Genomic DNA, 19,933 nt, shown 5'->3' on the forward strand with positions numbered 1-19,933 from the left:
ACTTGAACATGGTTTAAATTGTATTTTATCAATTTACAACTGACATATTATTTAAATAATGATATTTTGAATAGCTCAGTTACATGTCAAGGAAATTTTTACTTACCTTATTCCTGCTGTGCATTGCATTGTGCGGGAAAGCGCAGACAAGACAGCTCAGCGGTACAGTAACTGACGGAGGCTCGAAAGAGCCGCTGCCGGGCGTGTCAGTGCTGGTAGCTGGTTCTAACACAGGTACGATTACGAACGCCGAAGGGACATTTACATTGAATGTACCTGCAGAGGGCGGCTCAGTCGTGATCAGTTATGTAGGTTTCACCAGCCAGACCATCGAAATCGGAAAGCAAACCGCGCTGAATATTACCCTGGAACCAGACGTGAAAGCGCTGGAAGATGTGGTGGTAGTCGGTTATGGCGAGCAGAAAAGGTCACACCTGACCGGCGCTGTCGGGACGGTGCGGATGAAGGAAATTGACGAGCTGCCGGTAGGGGATATCTCTTCCGCACTGGTAGGGAAATTGCCAGGTGTAAATATAACGGGCGGTACTACGCGGCCTGGAAATCAGGCTTCTATCGTGATCCGTAACCCGCCGGCTGCCTCCAAAGATGGCGGTTCAAGCGCTCCGTTATATGTAATCGACGATGTGGTGCGGACAGAAGCCGATTTCAGGCTGCTCGATGCGTCCGAGATCGAGAGCTTTTCGGTTTTGAAAGACGGAGCGGCCGCCGTATATGGTGCGCGGGCAGCACTTGGTGTGATCGTCGTTCGTACTAAAAGAGGGAAATCCGGGAAGCCGCAGATCAGTTACAGCGGTACGGTGGGTTCTTCCGATGCGGCTTACGAATCGAAAATGATGAACGGCGTGCAGCTCGCTACTTACCTCAACGATTATAATACAACCCGCGGTTTACAGCCTGATAATGCGGAATTCTATTCGCCCGATGAGCTGGAACATTTTCGTAAAAACAACTACAACTGGTATGATATGGCGTGGAAACCGTCGCTCAATATGCGGCACACGGTCAATATCAGCGGCGGTTCCGAAAAAGCCACTTTCTACGCCGGCGCAGCCTATTATTATCAGAATGGAAATGTTGATAAGATCAACTACAAAAAATGGAATTTCCGGGCTAGTACCGATGTGAATGTGACCAAGAACATCAAAGCTGGGCTGGGCGTGAGTGGTAACCTGTCTGATAATAAGCTGTTTTACCTCAAACAAGGTGGCGAGAATGCAGAAAAGGATGTTACCAATTTGCTCAATACTCCCCAGTTTATCCCGCCTTATGTCGACGGTCTGCCGGTATTGCTGCCGGGCGGGTCGGGCACGACGGGCTTTCATTTCTTTGAAGCACAGCGACTTAATAACTACACACGGGCCAGAAATGTAGTTTTGAATATCAATGCATATCTCGAAGTGAACATCCCATTTGTACCCGGACTGAGAGCGAAGGCGATCTACAACCGGAATTTGGGTAATGATTGGGGAAAGCAATATGGTACGTTTTATAAAGGTTACGGATTTTCGATGCAGGGCGAGAACAGGCACATTTATGGCGGTACGCCCAATCTGCCAACGATGATCAAAAATGCTGATTTACTTCGTTTTAACCCTGGTTATACCGACGCTTACCAATTCAATTTCAACCTGAATTACAACCGGGACTTTGGCCGCCATTCCATAGGGGTTCTGGCGCTGGTAGAACAGTCTGAAACCTACGCCGAGAGTATTGCGGCTTCCAAGGAAGGGATTTTTGATGGGGGAAATGACTACCTGATGTCGGCCCTGGGTGTCAAGGATATTGGTCCAAATTTGGCCAATGAGGGCGGAGTTCAGTCTTATGTAGGTCGGGTCAATTATAGTTTTGCGGATAAATATCTGTTCGAATTCTCCTTCCGCCGCGACGCTTCCACCAAGTTTGCACCTGAATATCGTTGGGGTACTTTTCCAAGTTTCTCAGCAGGCTGGGTGATATCGGAAGAGGGTTTTTTCAAAAATAAAGTGCCTTTTGTTGATTTTCTGAAACTGCGCGCGTCGATAGGTTTCCTCGGCGGCGACCGCACAGCGGCCTGGCAATGGATGCAGCGTTATACCCCACAGGCTTCAAATGGAGCTGTTTTCGGTGGAAACAGTGGTCGCGCTGTCGGTATCAAACTGGAAAAATTGCCCAACTACATGGGCCGCTGGGACGACGTCACGAAGAAAAATATCGGGCTTGACGCTTCATTCCTGAACAGCAGGCTGTCAGCCGGTTTTGACTTTTACCACGATCACGGTTACAACTTATTGACCACACTTTCGGCCTCCGTTCCGCTCACGATCGGCTCGGCAATGCCCGCTGAAAACTATGCGACCATTAACACATTCGGAACCGAAATCTCACTGGGCTGGAAAGATAAGATCGGTAAAGACCTCGCGTACAATGTGGGCGGTTTCCTTGCCTGGAACGATAACAAGAATATAGTAGTCGACGTAGAAGCTTTGAACGTGGGCACCTGGCGCGACCCGACCGGCCGTTCCAGTGACATGGGCGTCCAGGGTTATCATTACCTGGGCATGTTCCGGTCCCAGCAAGAAGTGGATGCATTTCTGGAAACCTCACCGGACTATACCATTTTTGGAACAGCTCCAAAACCCGGAATGCTTTACTACAAGGATATTCGCGGACCGCGCCAGGCAGACGGAACGTACAGCGGACCAGACGGAAAAATCACGGAGGAAGACCTGGATTGGCTTACGCATAAAGAAAGCAATCACTACAATTTCGGATTTTCGCTTGGCTTTAATTACCGCGGATTCAGTCTGGATATGGTCACAGCCGGCTCTTTCGGCGGACAGGCAGTCATCGAAGGCGATGCCCGCAAACGAGCAACCATGCAGATATCAAGACCGGTTTTCTGGAACGATCACTACACGCCAAACAACACCGACGCGGCTTATCCCGACCCATTTTATGAGGATTCCTACACGGTTGTATCGTCATTCTGGTTCCGCAATGCATTTTCTTTTCGCATGAGAAGTATCAATCTGGCATACTCGCTGGGACAGAATATCACAAAAAGACTGGGTGTTTCCAATCTGAAAATCTACGCTGTCGGGATGAACCCGGTGAACTTTTACAATCCCTACGATTACAAGGATGCGGTGGGAGCCTATAATACCTATCCCGTGCTCCGGACATTTTCACTTGGCTTAAACCTCACACTTTAACAGAGAAATTATGAAAATGCGTCATATTCCAATCCTATTGATCACATTAGCACTCTCCTCCTGCCAGGATGTGCTCGAAAAAACAGACTTGTCGGCCTTCAACGAGCAGCAGGTATTCAACGATTCGCTCCTTGCCCGGGCTTACGTCGACTATGTGTACGACCAGAATCTGCCCGTTTGGCCGACCGGTGATTTCCTGAAATGCTCGGATGAAATTGCCGGGGAAACGCGCTTTTTTGAAGGTACTGTTCAGTTAAACACAGTTGCCGATTTTGGTACTGCGGTGAACGCGACCAACAATTATGGCAAGATCCGTTCTATCAACCAGTTTTTGCTGAAAACGCCCGAAGGCACATTGAGTCAGGCTTATAAAAATGAGCTCATGGCGCAGGTGACGTTCTTCCGCGCGCATCGTTATTATGAATTGGTGAGACTGTATGGAGGCGTTCCGCTGATACTGGAACCGCTGGAAGGGGTAGGTCAGGAAGCAAAAGATGAAGCCGCTATCCCCAGAAGTTCGACCTCCGAAAGCGTTGCTCAGATTGTGAAAGACCTCGATTTCAGTATTGCCGGTCTGCCCGGGAGGTGGGCCAATTCAAACGACTGGGGCCGCATTACAAGTGGTGCGGCGGCTGCTTACAAAGGGAGGATATTGCTTAACTGGGCAAGTCCGCAGTTTAATCCGCAAGATCTGCCGGAACGCTGGCAGGCCGCTTATGATGCTAACAAACAGGCGATTGACCTGCTTTCCGCAAATGGGTTCAGGTTGCATGATAATTTCCAAAAGTTGTGGTTTGAAGAGGCGAATAACCCGGAAGCAGTGTGGGTTACCAGCTATAACAATCTGGTCGGCGATCAGGTGAGCAAAAATCAGGGTTACGATAACAGTACCCGACCCTCTTACCTCGGCACGGCGGGTGGTTCCAATCAGCCGACCTGGGAGATCGTGCAGGCTTTTCCGATGAAAAACGGAAAGAAGATTACGGAAGCAGGCTCCGGTTACAATCCACAGCTTTTTTACAAGAACCGCGATCCAAGATTCGACCAGACCATCGCATTCAACGGCGCGACCTGGCATATTAACGGAAATGCAAACTACCGTTTGTGGACTTATCTGGTTGATAATAAAACGGTTGAACAAAAAGCGACTAACACCGGATTTTACGCCAGAAAGGCTATTGACCCAAACCTGGCAACCGGAGCAGTAGTAAATAGCGGCGGCGACTGGATTGAACTGAGATACGCAGAAGTGTTGCTCAATTTCGCAGAAGCTGCATGCGGGATCAATAAGTTGCAGGAAGCTTACGATCAGCTGATTGCAGTCAGGAAAAGGGCAGGTATTGACGCAGGGGCAGACGGAATGTACGGTCTGAAACCGAAAATGACCCGCCAGGAAATGTTCGACGCGATTTTGTACGAAAGACAAATAGAATTTGCATTCGAAGGAAAACGTTTCTGGGATTTGAGAAGATGGAAGAAATTCGAAACTGTTTTAAATGGCAAAACAAGAACGGGCATTGATATAAAACTAAAAACCAACGCCATTACAGCCCCCGACTTCGCCACCCGCCGCGACGCAATGCCCCTGGATTCAGCCTATCTGCGCTATTTCGAGATCGTACCAAGAGTTTTAGACACCAAATACAAAATCAACTGGCTGCCCGAATACTACTATTTCCCAATACCGCCCGCAGCACTGGCTAATAATCCGAAACTGGAACAAACAGCCGGCTGGCCCTCGGGAACGTTTGATCCTTTGAGGTAGGAGGAAGGGAGGAAAGGGAGGAAGGGAGGAAGGAGGAAGGAGGAAAGGCTACACTGATGTTGCCTTTGTCACACTGAGCGTAGTCGAAGTGCGGGCACAACGCAGGCGGTAAGGAGCATCGTGCATGTCCTTCGACTGCGCTCAGGATGACAAAGAGAAAGGGCGCAAATGACAGGAGGACAAATTTAGAACGATAAAGGCAAACTAGAAATAATTACTAACTCATTAACATCGCTCAAACATGATATTCAGCAAAAAACATATTCCACTCATCGTACTACTTGCAGGAATCGCTTCACCGGGTTTTGCGCAGTATCCTAAAATCCCGGCGGCGGCGCAGCAAACCAGCGATTCTTTGCTGGCGGAGGCGGGCAGGAGGTCGGAAATTGCGTGGCAGAAAGCATTGCCGATCATTGAGGCGGAGGCGAAAGCTGGGAAACCTTATATTCCCTGGGCTGCCCGGCCGGTGGATTTGCCGCAGTCCGATATTCCTGCATTTCCTGGCGCGCAGGGCGGTGGGGCATTTAGTTTCGGTGGTCGTGGAGGCAAAGTTTACGTTGTTACCAGTCTGGAAGACAGCGGCCCCGGGACTTTGCGCGATGCCTGCGAGCAGGGCGGGGCGCGTATTATTGTTTTTAATGTGGCCGGCATTATCCGCATCAAAACGCCGCTTATTATCCGGGCGCCTTATATTACCATCGCAGGTCAGACTGCTCCGGGCGACGGTGTTTGTGTAGCGGGCGAGACGGTTTGGATCAATACGCACGATGTCGTGATCCGTCACATGCGTTTCCGCCGGGGCGAAACATTTGTCGGCCGCCGCGACGATTCGATTGGCGGTAACCCGATCGGAAATATCATGATCGACCACGTGTCGGCGAGTTGGGGACTGGATGAAAATATGTCGATGTACCGGCACATGTATAACGACAGCACCGGCGCGCAGGAGCAGAAACTGCCGACCGTCAATATCACGATCCAGAATTCCATTTTTTCAGAAACACTTGATACCTGGAACCACTCTTTCGGCAGTACGCTGGGTGGTGAGAATTGTACTTTTATGCGCAATTTATGGGCTAATAATGCAGGTCGGAATCCTTCGATCGGCTGGTTCGGTATATTCAATTTTGCCAATAACGTCGTATTCAACTGGGTTCACCGCTCGATCGACGGCGGCGATTACCGGGCGATGTACAACATCATCAACAACTATTTTAAGCCCGGCCCAGAAACGCCCAAAAACTCGCCGATCGGCCACCGGATCCTGAAACCGGAAGCGGGCAGGAGCAAGCTCGACCATCTCGTTTTCGGTCGTGCCTATGTAGAGGGAAATATCATGGAAGGCAATGAAAAAGTGACAAAAAACAACTGGGCAGGTGGCGTACAGGTAGAAGATCGGCCCGATACAGACAAGTACACGGATGCAATGAAGTGGAACAAGCCGCTTCCAATGCCCGAATTTCCGATCATGTCGGCCAGGGAATCTTTCGATTATGTGCTGGCCAATGCCGGAGCCACATTACCCCGCCGTGACCCGGTTGATACGCGCGTAACCACGCAGGTACGCACGGGGAAAATCAATCCGCTGCCCAATGTGAAGCTGCCTGAAACGCAATTTGAGCACCGCCGGTTGCCGATCGATTCTTATAAAAACGGTATCATTACGGACATATCCCAGGTGGGAGGCTACCCGGAATACAAAGGAACGCCCTACAAGGATTCGGACAAGGACGGAATGCCGGACGAATGGGAGTTGAGATACAGCCTGAATCCGAAAGATCCCGCTGATGCACAGAAAGATATGTGCGGCGACGGCTATTCAAACATTGAAAAATTCATCAATGGGATTGACCCAAAGAAAAAAGTAGACTGGTCTGACCCAAAAAATAACCATGATACCTTGGCTGCTGCACCCGCAAATTCTTCTAAAAAAGAAAGCAAGCAAGGCCGATAGGTAACTCAAACGCGCAACTTGAATCAGCAAACTTACATATCAAAGGTGATTGGATTGAATACAGCCCTGTTTATAACGGGGTTGTATTTCCTTTTGGCAACCTGTTGTTTGGGTCAAAAAAAGGAAAAACCTATATCCCCGCTCAGTCTAGGGCAGGATAACCGCCTCATTTACATGCCCGACTCGCTCGGAAACCGGATCGTCGATTTCTCGCATTGCGGTTATCAGGGCGGCAACTCGGCTATTCCAGAGGTTGGTGCCAAGGTTTTTGTAAAAAATGAACCCGGCGACGCGACGCTGCGCATTCAGGAAGCGATCGATTTTGTGGGTAATCTGCCTGTGGATAAGGAAGGTTTTCGGGGAGCTGTTTTGCTGGAAAAGGGTGTATATCAGATAAATGGAAGTTTGACGATACGTCAGTCTGGTGTGGTTTTGCGTGGGAGCGGTGCTGGAAAAGAAGGCACTGTTCTGCTGGGAACGGGCACCACGCGCGAAACAGTGATCCGCGTTTTTGGTAAAAACGATGCGCAGCCGGGTGTGAAAAGTGAAGTGGCCGACGAATATGTGCCTGTCAATGCGACCGTTTTTCGTATTAAAAATGCAAGCGGAATAAAGACGGGAGACAGGATTCGAATTCGGCGACCGTCTACAAAAGAGTGGATTAAGTTGCTGAAAATGGAGGAGTTTGGAGGTGAAACCGGCTGGCTGGGTTGGAAGCCGGGGCAGCGGGATATTGTCTGGGACAGGATCGTGAAATCGGTTTCCGGAAATGAAATTACAATCGACGCGCCAATAACAACTGCGCTGGATGCAAAACTTGGGATTGCGAGCGTAGAAACTTACAAATGGAATGGGAGGATCAGTCAAATAGGCATTGAAAACCTGACGATTGACTCAGAATTTGACTCGCAAAACCCTAAGGGTGAGGACCATCGCTGGATGGGGATTACTTTTGAAAATGCTGAAAATGCATGGGTAAGGCAGGTGAATTTCATGCACCTGGCAGGTTCGGCAGTTGCATTGTTCGAAACAACATCAAAAATCACCGTTGAGGATTGCCAGTCTACCGAACCGGTTTCGGAAATCGGCGGGCAGCGGCGCTACACCTTTTTTACCCAGGGGCAGCAAACACTTTTCCAGCGGTGTTATGCAGAATTTGGTTATCACGATTTTTCCGTAGGTTTTGTTTCGCCTGGGCCCAATGCATTCGTACAATGCGAGTCGCATTTGCCGCACAGTTTCAGCGGTGCAATCGACAGCTGGGCCTCCGGGGTATTGTTTGATAATGTCAATATCGACGGAAATGCATTGCGTTTCAGCAACCGCGGCCAAGACGGACAGGGGGCAGGCTGGACAGCAGCGAACAGCGTTTTGTGGCAATGCAGCGCATCCCGGGTGGAGAATTTCAGTCCGCCGGGAGCTGTTAACTACGCTTTCGGAATTTGGTCGCAATTTGCCGGCGACGGATATTGGGAGAACAACAATGAGCACATTCAGCCGCGCAGTTTATACTATGCACAATTATCGGAACGAATTGGCAAAGAAGTACTTACACGCGCATTTTTAATCCCAAAAGAATCAGAAGCATCGAGCAGCCCGACAATCGAACAGGCAGCAAAACTGGCCGCGAAATCATTTAAACCCGCATTGCAGCTGAAAAATTGGATTGATTTCTTGGGAAAAAGGGAGGAAGGGAGGAAGGAGGAAAGGGAGGAAAGGGAGGAAGGGAGGAAAGGGAGGAAAAATGGTCCCCTTCGTCCCCTTACTCCCTTTCCTCCCCTTACTTCCCCCCTCACAATAAAACACGGCCTTCTCGTTCGGGGCGGGACGCTGGTTACTGGTGCTCGGCAGGAAGTACCGTGGTGGCGCGGAAGTACGCGTGCGTATGATGTTAAATCAGCAAAACCTCACATTACCAGATTTGTACCGGGCCGATATGGGGCCGGGTTAACTGATATTCTGGATGAAATGACGAACTCGCTGGTGGCAAAGAATGCGACGGTACTAGACCACAATTATGGACTCTGGTACGATCGGAGGCGCGATGATCACGAGCGGACGCGGCGCATGGACGCCGAAGTTTGGGCCCCTTTTTATGAGCAACCTTTTGCAAGAAGTGGACAGGGAAGTGCGTGGGATAATTTGAGCAAATATGACCTGACGAAGTACAATGCCTGGTATTGGGACCGCCTGCAACAATTTGCAACCCTTGCCGATCAGAAAGGTTTGATACTGTTTCACCAGAATTATTTCCAGCACAATATCCTCGAAGCTGGCGCACACTATGCCGATTTTCCATGGCGGTCTGCCAATAATATCAACAATACCGGTTTCCCCGAGCCGCCGCCTTATGCCGGAGATAAGCGTATTTTTATGGCTGATCAATTCTACGATATTTCCGATCCGGCGCGCCGGGAATTACACCGCGCGTACATCCGAAAATGCCTGGATAACTTCTCCGAAAACAACAGTGTAATTCAGTTTGTGAGCGCGGAATATACTGGTCCTCTGGATTTTGTAAAATTTTGGCTGGACGTGATCGCTGAGTGGGAGCGCGAAAAAGGGCGGAATGCATTGGTTGCTTTGAGTGCTACCAAAGATGTGCAGGATGCAATTTTAGCCCAAAACAAATACCGGGATATCGTCGATATCATTGATATCCGCTATTGGCAAATGCGGGAAGACGGCACTTTTTATGCTCCGGAGGGCGGCAAAAATCTGGCTCCGAGGCAGCACGCAAGAATTCAGAAAGTAGGTAAAGTTTCGTTTGAATCAGTTTATAAAAGCGTTTTGGAATACCGGAAAAAATTCCCGGAAAAACCTGTGCTCTACAATGCGGACGGAGCGGATCGTTTTGGCTGGGCGGTAATGCTGGCCGGAGGTTCAATTAGTGCATTACCTAAGATGACTGACGGGAACATACTTTCTAAAATAGCTGATATGCAACCCGTCGAGCATTCGGGAGAAATGATATTTGAACTGGAAATAAAAGGAGATAGTAAGGTCATTTACACTGAAAAACCTACGCCGTTGCAAATTGATCTGTCCGACTTCAAAGGCAATTTCAAACTAAGGAAAATCGATCCTGTTTCCTGTCAATATGTTGGGAAGGAGGAAGTTATCAAAGGTGGAAAGATTGTTACGGTTGCATTATCAGGCAACGCGTCGGTAGTTTTGTGGATTTCAAAAAAATAGATTTTCAGGCATGAAGTATACTTTTGTTTTACTGCTGATTTTTATCGCATTTACCACTTCCTGCTCAAAACGGACGCAGTCAAATGCTGTTTTGAATGCGGAAAATTTCAGGCACCACGTCGAGCGCTTTAATTCGATGGAGGATGAAAATAAGGTGAATGCGATCTCCAACGCGCAGTCGTGGGACTGGATGAAGGCGAATATTCCCCTTTTCGAATGTCCGCAGTACAATTTTCAGGAGATCTACTATTATCGCTGGTGGACATTTCGCAAGCATTTACACCAAACGCCGCAAGGCTATATTATCACCGAATTCCTGGTCGACCGCAATTACGCCGATAAGTATAATATGATCAGTTGCGCGCTCGGACACCATATTTACGAAGGCCGCTGGCTGCATAATCCTCAGTATCTCAACGATTATGTACACGTTTGGTTTCGGGGAAATGAGGGTGGAAGAATGAAGAAACTGCTCACGTTCAGCAGCTGGACGGCCGATGCATTATTGAACCGGTACAAGGTAAATCTCGACCAAAAATACCTGACAAACCTGCTGCCCGATTTGCAGGACGAATACAAAACGTGGGAAAAAGACCGCCGCACACCGAGCGGGCTATTCTGGCAGACAGACGTGAAAGATGGAATGGAAGAGTCGCTCAGCGGGGGCAGGCGCGAGCAAAATGCGCGGCCGACGATCAATAGCTATATGTATGGCAATGCAAAAGCCCTCGCCGAAATCGCTACGCTTGATGGAAAGCCGGAAGTTGCAAATCTTTATAGAGGGAAGGCAGATACATTAAAAGGATTGATTGAAAATAAGCTCTGGAACGCGGAAAGGCAGTTTTTTGAAACAGTTAAAAAGCAAGGGACAGGAGATTTCGCGGGAGTAAGAGAGGCGATTGGCTACATTCCCTGGTACTTCAATTTACCCGAAAAAAAATACGATGAAGCCTGGAAACAGGTATCCGATCCAAAAGGTTTTCTGGCGCCGTTCGGCCTCACGACAGCCGAGCGGCGGCATCCTGAATTTCGTACCCACGGCTGCTGCAAATGTGAATGGGACGGCGCGGTGTGGCCTTTTGCAACTTCACAAACGCTCACCGGAATGGCCAACCGAATGAACCAGCCTGACCACGAAAACCTGGCGGATACCACCTATTTCAGGTTGATGGAGCTGTATGTGGAGTCGCAATATTACCGGGGCAAGCCCTATATTGGCGAGTACCTGGACGAAACGACGGGCTACTGGCTGAAAGGAGACCAGGAGCGAAGCCGGTACTACAATCACTCGACTTTCAACGACCTGATCATCACCGGCCTGGTCGGTTTGCGGCCCCGGACAGATAATATAATTGAAGTGAATCCGCTGATCCCCCAAGAGAAATGGGACTGGTTTTGCCTCGATAATGTGCTGTATCACGGAAATATTCTGACGATCATCTGGGACAAAACCGGCGAACATTATAAGAAAGGAAAAGGTCTGACCCTTTTCTCAAATGGAAAGAAGATCGGTTCTTCTCCAAATTTAGAAAGATTACTCATTCAAAATTCCAATCATAACCCGGAGAATAAACTATGAAAAATATGAAAAACTGGCTCGGAACTGCATTTCTGACACTTACTGTGCTTTCGGCAGCCAATGCGCAAAGCTGGAAAGACGGGATTGTCGTCGATGAGTTCATCTACGAAAAAGCGCCTTTTCCCGAATGCCACGCTTCCACGATTGCAGAAACACCCGACGGATTGGTTGCAGCATTCTTTGGCGGCACAAAAGAACGAAATCCGGATGTGGAAATCTGGGTGACGCGCCTTGAAAAGGACAAATGGAGTGCGCCGGTTTCCGTAGCGAATGGAATTCAGGATGAAAAACTGCGGTATGCTTGCTGGAACCCGGTTTTATACCAGGTACCAAATGGCGAGCTGATGCTTTTTTACAAAGTCGGGCCGAATGTGGCTGCGTGGAAAGGGTATCTGATCACTTCGAAAGACAATGGAAAAAGCTGGTCGAAGCCGCAGGCGCTGAAAGAGGATTATCTCGGGCCGGTTAAGAACAAGCCGGTAATGCTAAAAAACGGGGAACTATGGTGCCCGACAAGTACCGAAGGCAAAAATGGTTGGCGTGTGCATTTCGAGGTAACGCCCGATCTCGGAAAAACCTGGCGGAAAGTGGGTCCGATCAACGACGGCAAAACGATCAATGCAATACAGCCCAGCATTCTGACGCACCCAAATGGCGATTTGCAGATTCTGGCCCGCAGTAAAAACCGCGCGATCATGGAATCCTGGTCAAAGGACAATGGCAAAACCTGGTCTGAAATGAAGGCTTCCAACTTACCGAATAATAATTCCGGGACAGATGCAGTGACTTTACAGGATGGTCGGCAACTGCTGGTTTATAACCACGTGCTGCCTCCGGGCACTGAGGTGAAGGGGCCTCGGACACCTTTAAATGTTTCGGTTTCGAAAGACGGTAAAAACTGGGATGCGGTGCTCGTTTTGGAAGATTCGCCGATCAGTCAATACTCGTATCCTTCTGTGATCCAGTCTGCGGACGGCATGGTGCATATTGTGTACACGTGGCGGCGGGAAAAGATTAAATATGTAAAAATTGATCCTTCGAAATTGAAGGGTAAGTCAATCGAAAACGGTAATTGGCCGGCTGGAATTTGATCATGAAAAGAAGACATTTCATCAGCATCATGGCCGCCGGGACTGTCTCGGCGGCTTATGTAAAGCTGGGCAACGCATTTGCCCTGCCTCTAAAAACTCATCGATATCAAATCGCAGTAATTGACCTAATGATCCTCAAAAGGCAGAAAATCAGTGCATTGCCGCTTGCCCGGGAGATCGGCGCCGATGGTTTGGAGATTGATATGGGCGGCCTGGGAAATCGGGAAACGTTCGATAACAAACTTGCAGACCCGCAGGTCAGGCAGCAATATCTCGATAAAGCGAAAGAACTAAACCTGACTTTTTGCTCGCTGGCGATGACGGGCTTTTATGCGCAGTCCTTTGCGAAACGCGAAGGTGTCGAAAAGATGGTTGGCGACTGTATTCAAATAATGCAGCAAATGAATATCAAAGTCGCTTTTCTGCCGCTGGGTATTCAGGGTGATTTAACCAAAAATCCTGAATTGCGGCCCCTGATCGTTGAAAGGCTGAAATTGGTGGCGCCACTGGCCGAAAAAACGGGCGTTATTATCGGAATAGAAACGGCGCTGAGCGCTGCGGAGGAAGTGAAACTCTTAAAGGATGTGGGTTCGAAAGCCATTCAGATCTATTTCAACTTCTCAAATGCATTAGAAGCGGGAAGGGATGTGAGCGAAGAGTTGCGGATTTTGGGTAAAAATCGCATTTGCCAGATTCATTGTACAGATAAAGACGGCGTTTGGTTGGAAAATAACACCCGGCTCGATATGCATAAAGTCAAAAAAACGCTGGATCAAATGGGCTGGAAAGGCTGGCTGGTTATTGAACGTTCGCGCGACGCTGCCCAGCCCCAAAATGTGAAAGGTAACTATGCCGCTAACACTGCCTACATGAAATCTGTTTTCCAAACAAAATAAGATCAAGATGAATACAAGAACTCCCATTTTTTATTTGGTAATGCTTTTTGTGAGTTTGAAGGCATATTCACAGAATTCTGCGCAGGAGGAATTGAATTATGCTAAAACGCTCGATCAGCGCTCCTCGAAGATTGTGAATACATTGGAAATTGCAGACTCAGCAAAATATAAACGCGTTAAGTCGTTGATCGTGAACCAATATCGTGGACTCAACGAGATTCACGAGGGCAAAAAAGCCAAAGTGGGAACTGAGGAAACTGCGGCAAATCGGCTTACATTGCTTCATAGCGAATATCTGAAAAAACTGTCTGTCGAGCTGACCAGCGAGCAGGTCGCTGCGGTAAAAAATGGTATGACCTTCAATGTGTTAGCTGTCACAAATAAAGCTTATCAAGATATGATCCCATCGCTTCAGCCAGATGAAAAAACGCAGATCAATACCTGGCTGGTTGAGGCCCGCGAACTGGCGATGGACGCCGGCTCGTCGGAGGAAAAGCATCAGATTTTTGGCAAATACAAAGGTCGGATCAACAACTATCTCGCCAAGCGCGGGTACGATCTGCAAAAGGAAAGAGCGGCTTGGAACGCGCGTTTAAAGCGGTAAAATTGTCACATCCGCGGCGCGTGATGCTGGCGTAACTTTCAGATTTTCAACCTTTCCTTCCCTAATATCTCCTTCCAAAATGGTCTGGTAAGGTGCGTGCAGCTTGAACTTTCCATTCCATTCCTTCGGCCAGGCAGGCAGGAGAAATAGTTTGCGGTCGTCCGTTTGCAAGAGCATTTCCTGTAAGCCGATCATCGCCGAGCCGCCCCAGTTGTGGTCGGGTGTCCAGTCGAAACCCGGGCCCCAGAATGTCGGGAAGCGGTGATTGGAATCTTTGAATTTTTCGCGCGTGAGCGCAGCGGCTTCTTCGGTCAAACCTAGTCGGGCCGCAAAAATGCTGTATTGCCGCCAGCCGACGTGACTCCTGAACTTCACCGCATGCGGGTCATATTTGTAGGTATTGATCGCGATTTCCAACCCCGGCTTCCCGACGCCGTAAATGCCCCACGGAAAAACAGGATACAATTGAGGAGTCTCGGAATTTTGCACCCGCGCCCACGCTAAGGCCGGCGCCAGCGTTTTATGTCCTTCAAATTCGGCGAATGGAATCGGCGGGACTTTCTTCAACATGGTCGACCACTGCTCGCGTTGCGGTTTTTCCAGGTATTTTTCGGGTAGTGCGAGCAGCCTTTCCAGGATCACTTTCAGAGCGGAAATGACGGTCGTGGAATTGTAGGTCATCTTGAAAGTTTCTGCGGCTGTGGTCGGGTAGAGGATATAATGCCCGTTTTCGTCCAGCGTTTTTGCCCCGCGCTGTCTGGCCAGCATTTGGTAATGTTCATCGTAAAATGTCAGGCAGCTTTCTATAAATGGAATGTAAGCACTGATATCCCGCCCTTCATATCGCTCGGTTTCCAGCATCATCAGGCAAAATTCAAACACCGTTTCCCACTGGTATTCCAGCCAGGCATTGTGTTCCATACCCGGGTCATAACCGGCGGGTCGCTTCATTCCGTATTCGGTCACATTAGGTAAGCCAAAATTTTCAATCTGTTCGGTAAAACTTGCGCCTTTGTGCTTCCAGTAATGCTCGCTGCGGAGTTCTGCATTCCGTAGATTATTTAAGTAAAAATCAAATTGCGGCTTTAAAAGGTCGAAATCGCCGTTTTTGAACATCGGGAAATAAACGAGCCGCTGATTCTGGGCGGTAAAAGTGCCGCCACCCCAAAGCAGAAAGTCCGGCGAATAGCTGTATTTCTTATCTACAAACTCTGGGTCAAATGCGAATAAGCCTCCATTAAATTTGGTAGGCCACTTTCCGAATGCATTGCAGGCCAGCTGATATCTGAAAAGCTGGTAGTTCCGGGAAATGGTACTGTCCTTACCCTCGATCGTAATGTAACTCCTGTCCCAGAACTGTCTCCACCAGGCCTGAGTTTTTATAAGTGCTGTTTTTTTGTTCGAATCTGCATCTCTGAAAACCGCTGCCAAGCCCGCTTTCCATTCTACCAAAGTCTCAGTCTGCGCCACATGCAAGCCGATTTCGAGTTCATGCGACCGGGCGTTTTTCATGCTTTCCAACTTCCAGGCGCGGAATTTTGAACTCGCATAAACACCTTCGGCGTTCCCGGCTGCACGCAGGTTTTTACCTCTCACAATCCCTCCGAAAGTGTTGTTTTTTACAGGGTTAAATAGCTGATTCTTAACTGCTTCCATTTGTTCTTTCCTGACTGTAAAGTCAAATATATTCTCCTGGTCTGCCCGATTTTTATGGTAGAAAAGAATCTCATTTCCCTGAAATGCAACTTCATCTTTCAAGGTCTTTACCTCAAAAGTCTGCGGTGCCTTGTACGAATTGGCGCGGAGCTCGGGGCCCGTTACAACATGATCGTCAATACGCCAGGATTCGTAAAATGCATTCAGTTGCGTCGGTTGGGCGCTTTTGATTGCTACGTGGATCACCGGACGGAATACATCAACCCAAATATCCAATACCGTCCCGCCTGCCGAGATGCGCACGCTACCTTCGGAAAGGCGCAGTTCCTGTTTGGAATCGTTTGCTGTGAACGGGTTAGGGGAGAGGCGGAATCGCATTCGGCCAGGTTTGAGCATCTGATTGTTCTCGTCAAATGTTCCGCTTCGTGCCATATAGAATAGTACGTCGCCATTTTCAACCCACACATTTAAACCAATATCTCCGCCACCGCAAGGCATAGATTCGCCAGAGTTCTTGCTTTGGGTTGTCCAGATTACGTTATACCTGTCGATTTCACTCGATTGTGCGCGCGCGTTTGAGCAAATTATAAACAGTAGAAGGGATTTAATTATCGTCTCCCCCAAACGAAATTGGCCCATGTAGGTAAGCATAACAGCAACTGGAAAATGATACTTTGTGAAGTTTAAATTAGAGGAAATAAATGATATCTTTCTTTGTTTTCGTTTATTTTTCTTTTCTTTGTTTTAATAAGGTCCGACTCATTATTTACTCGTTATTCTTCATATAAGCTATGCAAGGTCCATTTGTTTTAGCGATCGATCAGGGCACAAGTAGCACCAAATCGGTCATATTCAATAGCTTGGGAGAACCGGTCGCAAGAGCGGTTGAGCCGCTTAAAACCTTTTATCTGAAAGGTGGATTTGTGGAACAGGAACCGCAAGAGATTTATGCAAATGTGCTTGTTTCCGTAAAAAAGTGTTTGGAAGATTTCGCTGAAAAAGGTGGGTCGCCCGGGGATATTGTCTCTTGTGGCATTTCCAACCAGCGGGAGACTTTCGTGATCTGGGGCGAATCGGGCAAACCAATCTATAATGCGGTCGTGTGGCAATGCAAGCGGTCGACAGGGATCTGTGAAAAGCTGATTTCGGAAGGGTATTCCGATCTGATCAGATCTAAAACGGGTTTGCTGATCGATCCCTATTTTTCAGGAACCAAAGTTTGCTGGCTTCTTGAAAATAATAACAGGGTCAGGGACGCGATTCAGGCCGGACAAGCCTATTTCGGAACCATCGACACGTGGCTGCTTTATAAGCTGACGGGCGGAAAACGCTATCTGACGGACCATACCAACGCTTCCCGTACGCTTTTTTTTAATCTGGAAACGCTGAATTGGGACGGAGAAATTTTGAGTGAACTTGGACTTTCTGGCTTGCATTTACCTGCTATTCAGCCTTCTGCGAGCCAATTCGGCGAATCTTACTTCGGTGGATTGTTTGAAAAACCCCTACCTATTACAGCGATGATCGGCGACTCGCACGCGGCTGCTTTTGGAGAAGGTTGTTTTGAGCCGGGTATTGCCAAGGCAACGCTGGGCACGGGATCGTCGATATTGATGAACATTGGAAATGCGCCCAAAATATCCACGCAGGGCATGGTGACGACGATGGGATACAGTACGGGATCGCACGTGGAATATGCGTTGGAAGGCGTAATCGTAACCTGCGGAGCGACGATAGAGTGGTTGAAAAATAACCTTGGATTGTTTGAAAACAGCCGGGAGACGGAGGAAATGGCGAAAAGTGTGAGCGATAATGGCGGCGTTTACCTCGTTCCGGCATTCAGCGGACTCGGCGCGCCGCATTGGGATATGAACCGCAAAGCCTCGATTACTGGACTGACTTTTGACCATACCAAAAACCACATTGTCCGCGCCGCGCTGGAATCGGTGGCTTATCAGATTAAGGATGTGATCACGGCGATGGAAGCTGATTCGGATATCGTTTTGGAGCAACTGATGGTCGACGGCGGGCTTACTTCCAATGGTTTTGTAGTGCAATTTCTGGCCGATCTGCTCGAAAAGCCGGTTGTGAATCCCGGCTTGCAGGAAGTGTCCGCACTAGGTGCAGCTTTTCTTTCTGGTTTACAATCAGGAGTTTACGCCAGTGTAGACCATTTGAAACAACTTAAAAAAAGCAACGAAACAACGGTACCTTCCCCGCAAAATGGTCTTGTAAAAAAGAGCTACCAGGGCTGGCAGGAAGCTGTTGGTTCGCGCCCGGTACTGATTCCATCTGAACAAAACTGAACCACTTAAATACCTTTCATGAAATCCATTCTGCTGTTTACTTTACTTTTTACCGCTACTTTTCATCAAGTATTCTCTCAAACGAAAATTGAACGCTGGGACCGGTTTGAGATCAGTCTGAAAGGTCCTGAAAATGGAAATCCGTTTGAAGAAATTACACTGGGCGCGGAGTTCAGTAATGGAAAAGAGAAGATAAAAGCTGCGGGATTTTATGATGGAAAAGGTGTTTATAAAGTGCGTTTTATGCCGCAGTCTGTCGGGGATTGGAGATATAAAACATTCAGTAACAATAAGGTACTGAGCGGGAAGTCTGGCAGTTTTACCTGCGTCGACGCCACCGGTGAAAATCACGGGCCGGTGAAAGTGGCTGACACCTACCACTTTAAATATGCAGACGGAAAACGGTACTATCCTTTCGGGACGACTTTGTACGCCTGGACGCACCAGCCGACTGCATTGGAAGAAATTACTTTGAAGACTCTGTCGACCGCGCCTTTTAATAAAGTGCGCATGTGCGTTTTTCCGAAATACTACGCCAATGTTGAAAACGAGCCGCTTTTTTATCCATTTGTGAAAAAAGGCGAAAGTAAAACGAGTACCGGACGAGTGAAATTAGAATGGGACTTCACCCGATTTGAACCCGCTTTCTTTGAGCACCTGGAAAAGCGTATCGATGACCTGAAAGCGCTTGGGATTGAGGCGGATGTGATCATTTTTCACCCTTATGATAAAGGTCGCTGGGGTTTTGATAGCATGGGCCGGGATAACGATGTCAAGTACATTAAGTACCTCACAGCCAGGCTTTCATCTTTTAGAAACGTATGGTGGTCGCTGGCAAATGAGTTTGATTATATTAAAACAAAGCCGCGCGAGGATTGGGATATTTACACAAAAGCTGTGGTCGATTCGGATCCTTATCAGCATTTGTGCTCGATTCACAATGGGAGTGTTTATTACGATAACTGGAAGCCGGAGTTCACGCATGTGAGCATTCAAAATGGATCGACGGTGGAAGATTTCGGGCGCGCTGTGCTGCTGCGGGACGTGTTTTTCAAGCCTATGGTCTACGACGAAGTTTGCTATGAAGGCGATTTGCCGCAGCGCTGGGGACATTTGAGTGGCGAAGAAATGACGGAAGCTTTTTGGCAGGGTACAATTGCGGGAACGTATGTGACGCACGGTGAGACTTACAAGAATGCGGGAGATACCATCAACTGGGCGAAAGGCGGCCGACTGATCGGAAGCAGCCCGGCGCGGATCGGGTTTCTGAAAAAGATCCTCGAAGAAGCCCCTGGCCCGCTCGAAATGGCCGATCCCTGGAAAGACCATCATACCGCTACAACCGCAGACAGCAGCTATTATTTAATCTATTTTGGCAAGAAAATGCAGCAGGAATGGGCCTTCAATCTTCCCAAAAAAGCCGGTCCGGCTGCCAAAACGAAATTCCGGGTGGAAGTGATCGATACCTGGAATATGACAATCACAAAACTTCCGGAAGTATTCGAAGCCGGCGCCCCCGTGGAATATCGGATATTTGACAAAGACCGCAAAACGATCAGGTTACCGATGAAGCCCTACTTAGCGTTGCGGATTCGGGCTGTGGAGTGATTTAAACTAGCGGCTTCTTTCTTATCTATTTCAGAATCGCGACTTACGAATTGGTTTTCGTAAAACG

11 protein-coding genes are annotated in these 19,933 nt (G+C 48.5%); 10 read left to right on the forward strand and 1 reads right to left on the reverse strand.

The annotated features are described in order from the left end of the window. Positions 1-83: 83 nt before the first annotated feature. The 8 genes from LZG94_RS08805 (at position 84) to LZG94_RS08840 (ending at position 14,296) form a co-directional block, all read left to right on the forward strand. A complete protein-coding gene (locus tag LZG94_RS08805) occupies positions 84-3,212 on the forward strand; it encodes a TonB-dependent receptor (protein ID WP_233791543.1) in 3,129 nt (1,042 codons plus the stop codon). Between the two features lie 16 nt (positions 3,213-3,228). Further along, positions 3,229-4,977, forward strand: coding sequence for a RagB/SusD family nutrient uptake outer membrane protein (locus LZG94_RS08810; protein ID WP_233791544.1), 1,749 nt, complete (start codon positions 3,229-3,231; stop codon positions 4,975-4,977). 241 nt (positions 4,978-5,218) lie between these two features. Further along, on the forward strand, positions 5,219-6,931 hold the full coding sequence (locus LZG94_RS08815; RefSeq protein WP_233791545.1) for a polysaccharide lyase family 1 protein: 1,713 nt from the start codon (positions 5,219-5,221) through the stop codon (positions 6,929-6,931). Positions 6,932-7,105: 174 nt separating this feature from the next. After that, positions 7,106-10,126, forward strand: coding sequence for a DUF6298 domain-containing protein (locus LZG94_RS08820; protein WP_233791546.1), 3,021 nt, complete (start codon positions 7,106-7,108; stop codon positions 10,124-10,126). A 10-nt stretch (positions 10,127-10,136) separates the two neighbouring features. Further along, positions 10,137-11,705 (forward strand): MGH1-like glycoside hydrolase domain-containing protein, encoded by a 1,569-nt coding sequence (locus LZG94_RS08825; RefSeq protein ID WP_233791547.1) that lies wholly within the window; start codon positions 10,137-10,139, stop codon positions 11,703-11,705. A 5-nt stretch (positions 11,706-11,710) separates the two neighbouring features. After that, a complete protein-coding gene (locus LZG94_RS08830; RefSeq protein ID WP_233791548.1) occupies positions 11,711-12,796 on the forward strand; it encodes an exo-alpha-sialidase in 1,086 nt (361 codons plus the stop codon). A 2-nt stretch (positions 12,797-12,798) separates the two neighbouring features. Then, positions 12,799-13,692: a sugar phosphate isomerase/epimerase gene (locus tag LZG94_RS08835; protein ID WP_233791549.1), complete on the forward strand. Its 894-nt coding sequence runs from the start codon at positions 12,799-12,801 to the stop codon at positions 13,690-13,692. 7 nt (positions 13,693-13,699) lie between these two features. After that, positions 13,700-14,296, forward strand: a complete 597-nt coding sequence (locus LZG94_RS08840; RefSeq protein ID WP_233791550.1) for a DUF3826 domain-containing protein — start codon at positions 13,700-13,702, stop codon at positions 14,294-14,296. Here the strand turns inward: LZG94_RS08840 and LZG94_RS08845 are convergent. Continuing rightward, positions 14,285-16,603 carry a DUF5703 domain-containing protein gene (locus tag LZG94_RS08845; RefSeq protein ID WP_233791551.1) on the reverse strand — a complete coding sequence of 773 codons (2,319 nt, stop codon included), beginning with the start codon at positions 16,601-16,603 and terminating at the stop codon, positions 14,285-14,287. The two genes, LZG94_RS08840 and LZG94_RS08845, sit on opposite strands and share 12 nt — an antisense overlap. A 140-nt stretch (positions 16,604-16,743) precedes the next feature. Between LZG94_RS08845 and LZG94_RS08850 the strand changes: the two genes are divergently transcribed. Both LZG94_RS08850 and LZG94_RS08855 read left to right on the forward strand, forming a co-directional pair. Then, a complete protein-coding gene (locus tag LZG94_RS08850; RefSeq protein WP_233791552.1) occupies positions 16,744-18,258 on the forward strand; it encodes a glycerol kinase GlpK in 1,515 nt (504 codons plus the stop codon). 18 nt (positions 18,259-18,276) lie between these two features. Next, positions 18,277-19,866: a DUF5060 domain-containing protein gene (locus LZG94_RS08855; RefSeq protein ID WP_233791553.1), complete on the forward strand. Its 1,590-nt coding sequence runs from the start codon at positions 18,277-18,279 to the stop codon at positions 19,864-19,866. Positions 19,867-19,933 lie beyond the last annotated feature (67 nt).

Source organism: Dyadobacter sp. CY343 (assembly GCF_021390335.1).
Classification (GTDB): Bacteria; Bacteroidota; Bacteroidia; order Cytophagales; family Spirosomataceae; genus Dyadobacter.

Excerpts from the sequence above, each read along its gene's own strand:
- LZG94_RS08855 (WP_233791553.1), top strand. The coding sequence starts at position 18,277 with ATGAAATCCATTCTGCTGTTTACTTTACTTTTTACCGCTACTTTTCAT.
- LZG94_RS08805 (WP_233791543.1), top strand. The coding sequence starts at position 84 with ATGTCAAGGAAATTTTTACTTACCTTATTCCTGCTGTGCATTGCATTG.
- LZG94_RS08835 (WP_233791549.1), top strand. The coding sequence starts at position 12,799 with ATGAAAAGAAGACATTTCATCAGCATCATGGCCGCCGGGACTGTCTCG.
- LZG94_RS08850 (WP_233791552.1), top strand. The coding sequence starts at position 16,744 with ATGCAAGGTCCATTTGTTTTAGCGATCGATCAGGGCACAAGTAGCACC.
- LZG94_RS08825 (WP_233791547.1), top strand. The coding sequence starts at position 10,137 with ATGAAGTATACTTTTGTTTTACTGCTGATTTTTATCGCATTTACCACT.
- LZG94_RS08840 (WP_233791550.1), top strand. The coding sequence starts at position 13,700 with ATGAATACAAGAACTCCCATTTTTTATTTGGTAATGCTTTTTGTGAGT.
- LZG94_RS08815 (WP_233791545.1), top strand. The coding sequence starts at position 5,219 with ATGATATTCAGCAAAAAACATATTCCACTCATCGTACTACTTGCAGGA.
- LZG94_RS08810 (WP_233791544.1), top strand. The coding sequence starts at position 3,229 with ATGCGTCATATTCCAATCCTATTGATCACATTAGCACTCTCCTCCTGC.
- LZG94_RS08820 (WP_233791546.1), top strand. The coding sequence starts at position 7,106 with ATGCCCGACTCGCTCGGAAACCGGATCGTCGATTTCTCGCATTGCGGT.
- LZG94_RS08830 (WP_233791548.1), top strand. The coding sequence starts at position 11,711 with ATGAAAAACTGGCTCGGAACTGCATTTCTGACACTTACTGTGCTTTCG.
- LZG94_RS08845 (WP_233791551.1), bottom strand. The coding sequence starts at position 16,603 with ATGCTTACCTACATGGGCCAATTTCGTTTGGGGGAGACGATAATTAAA.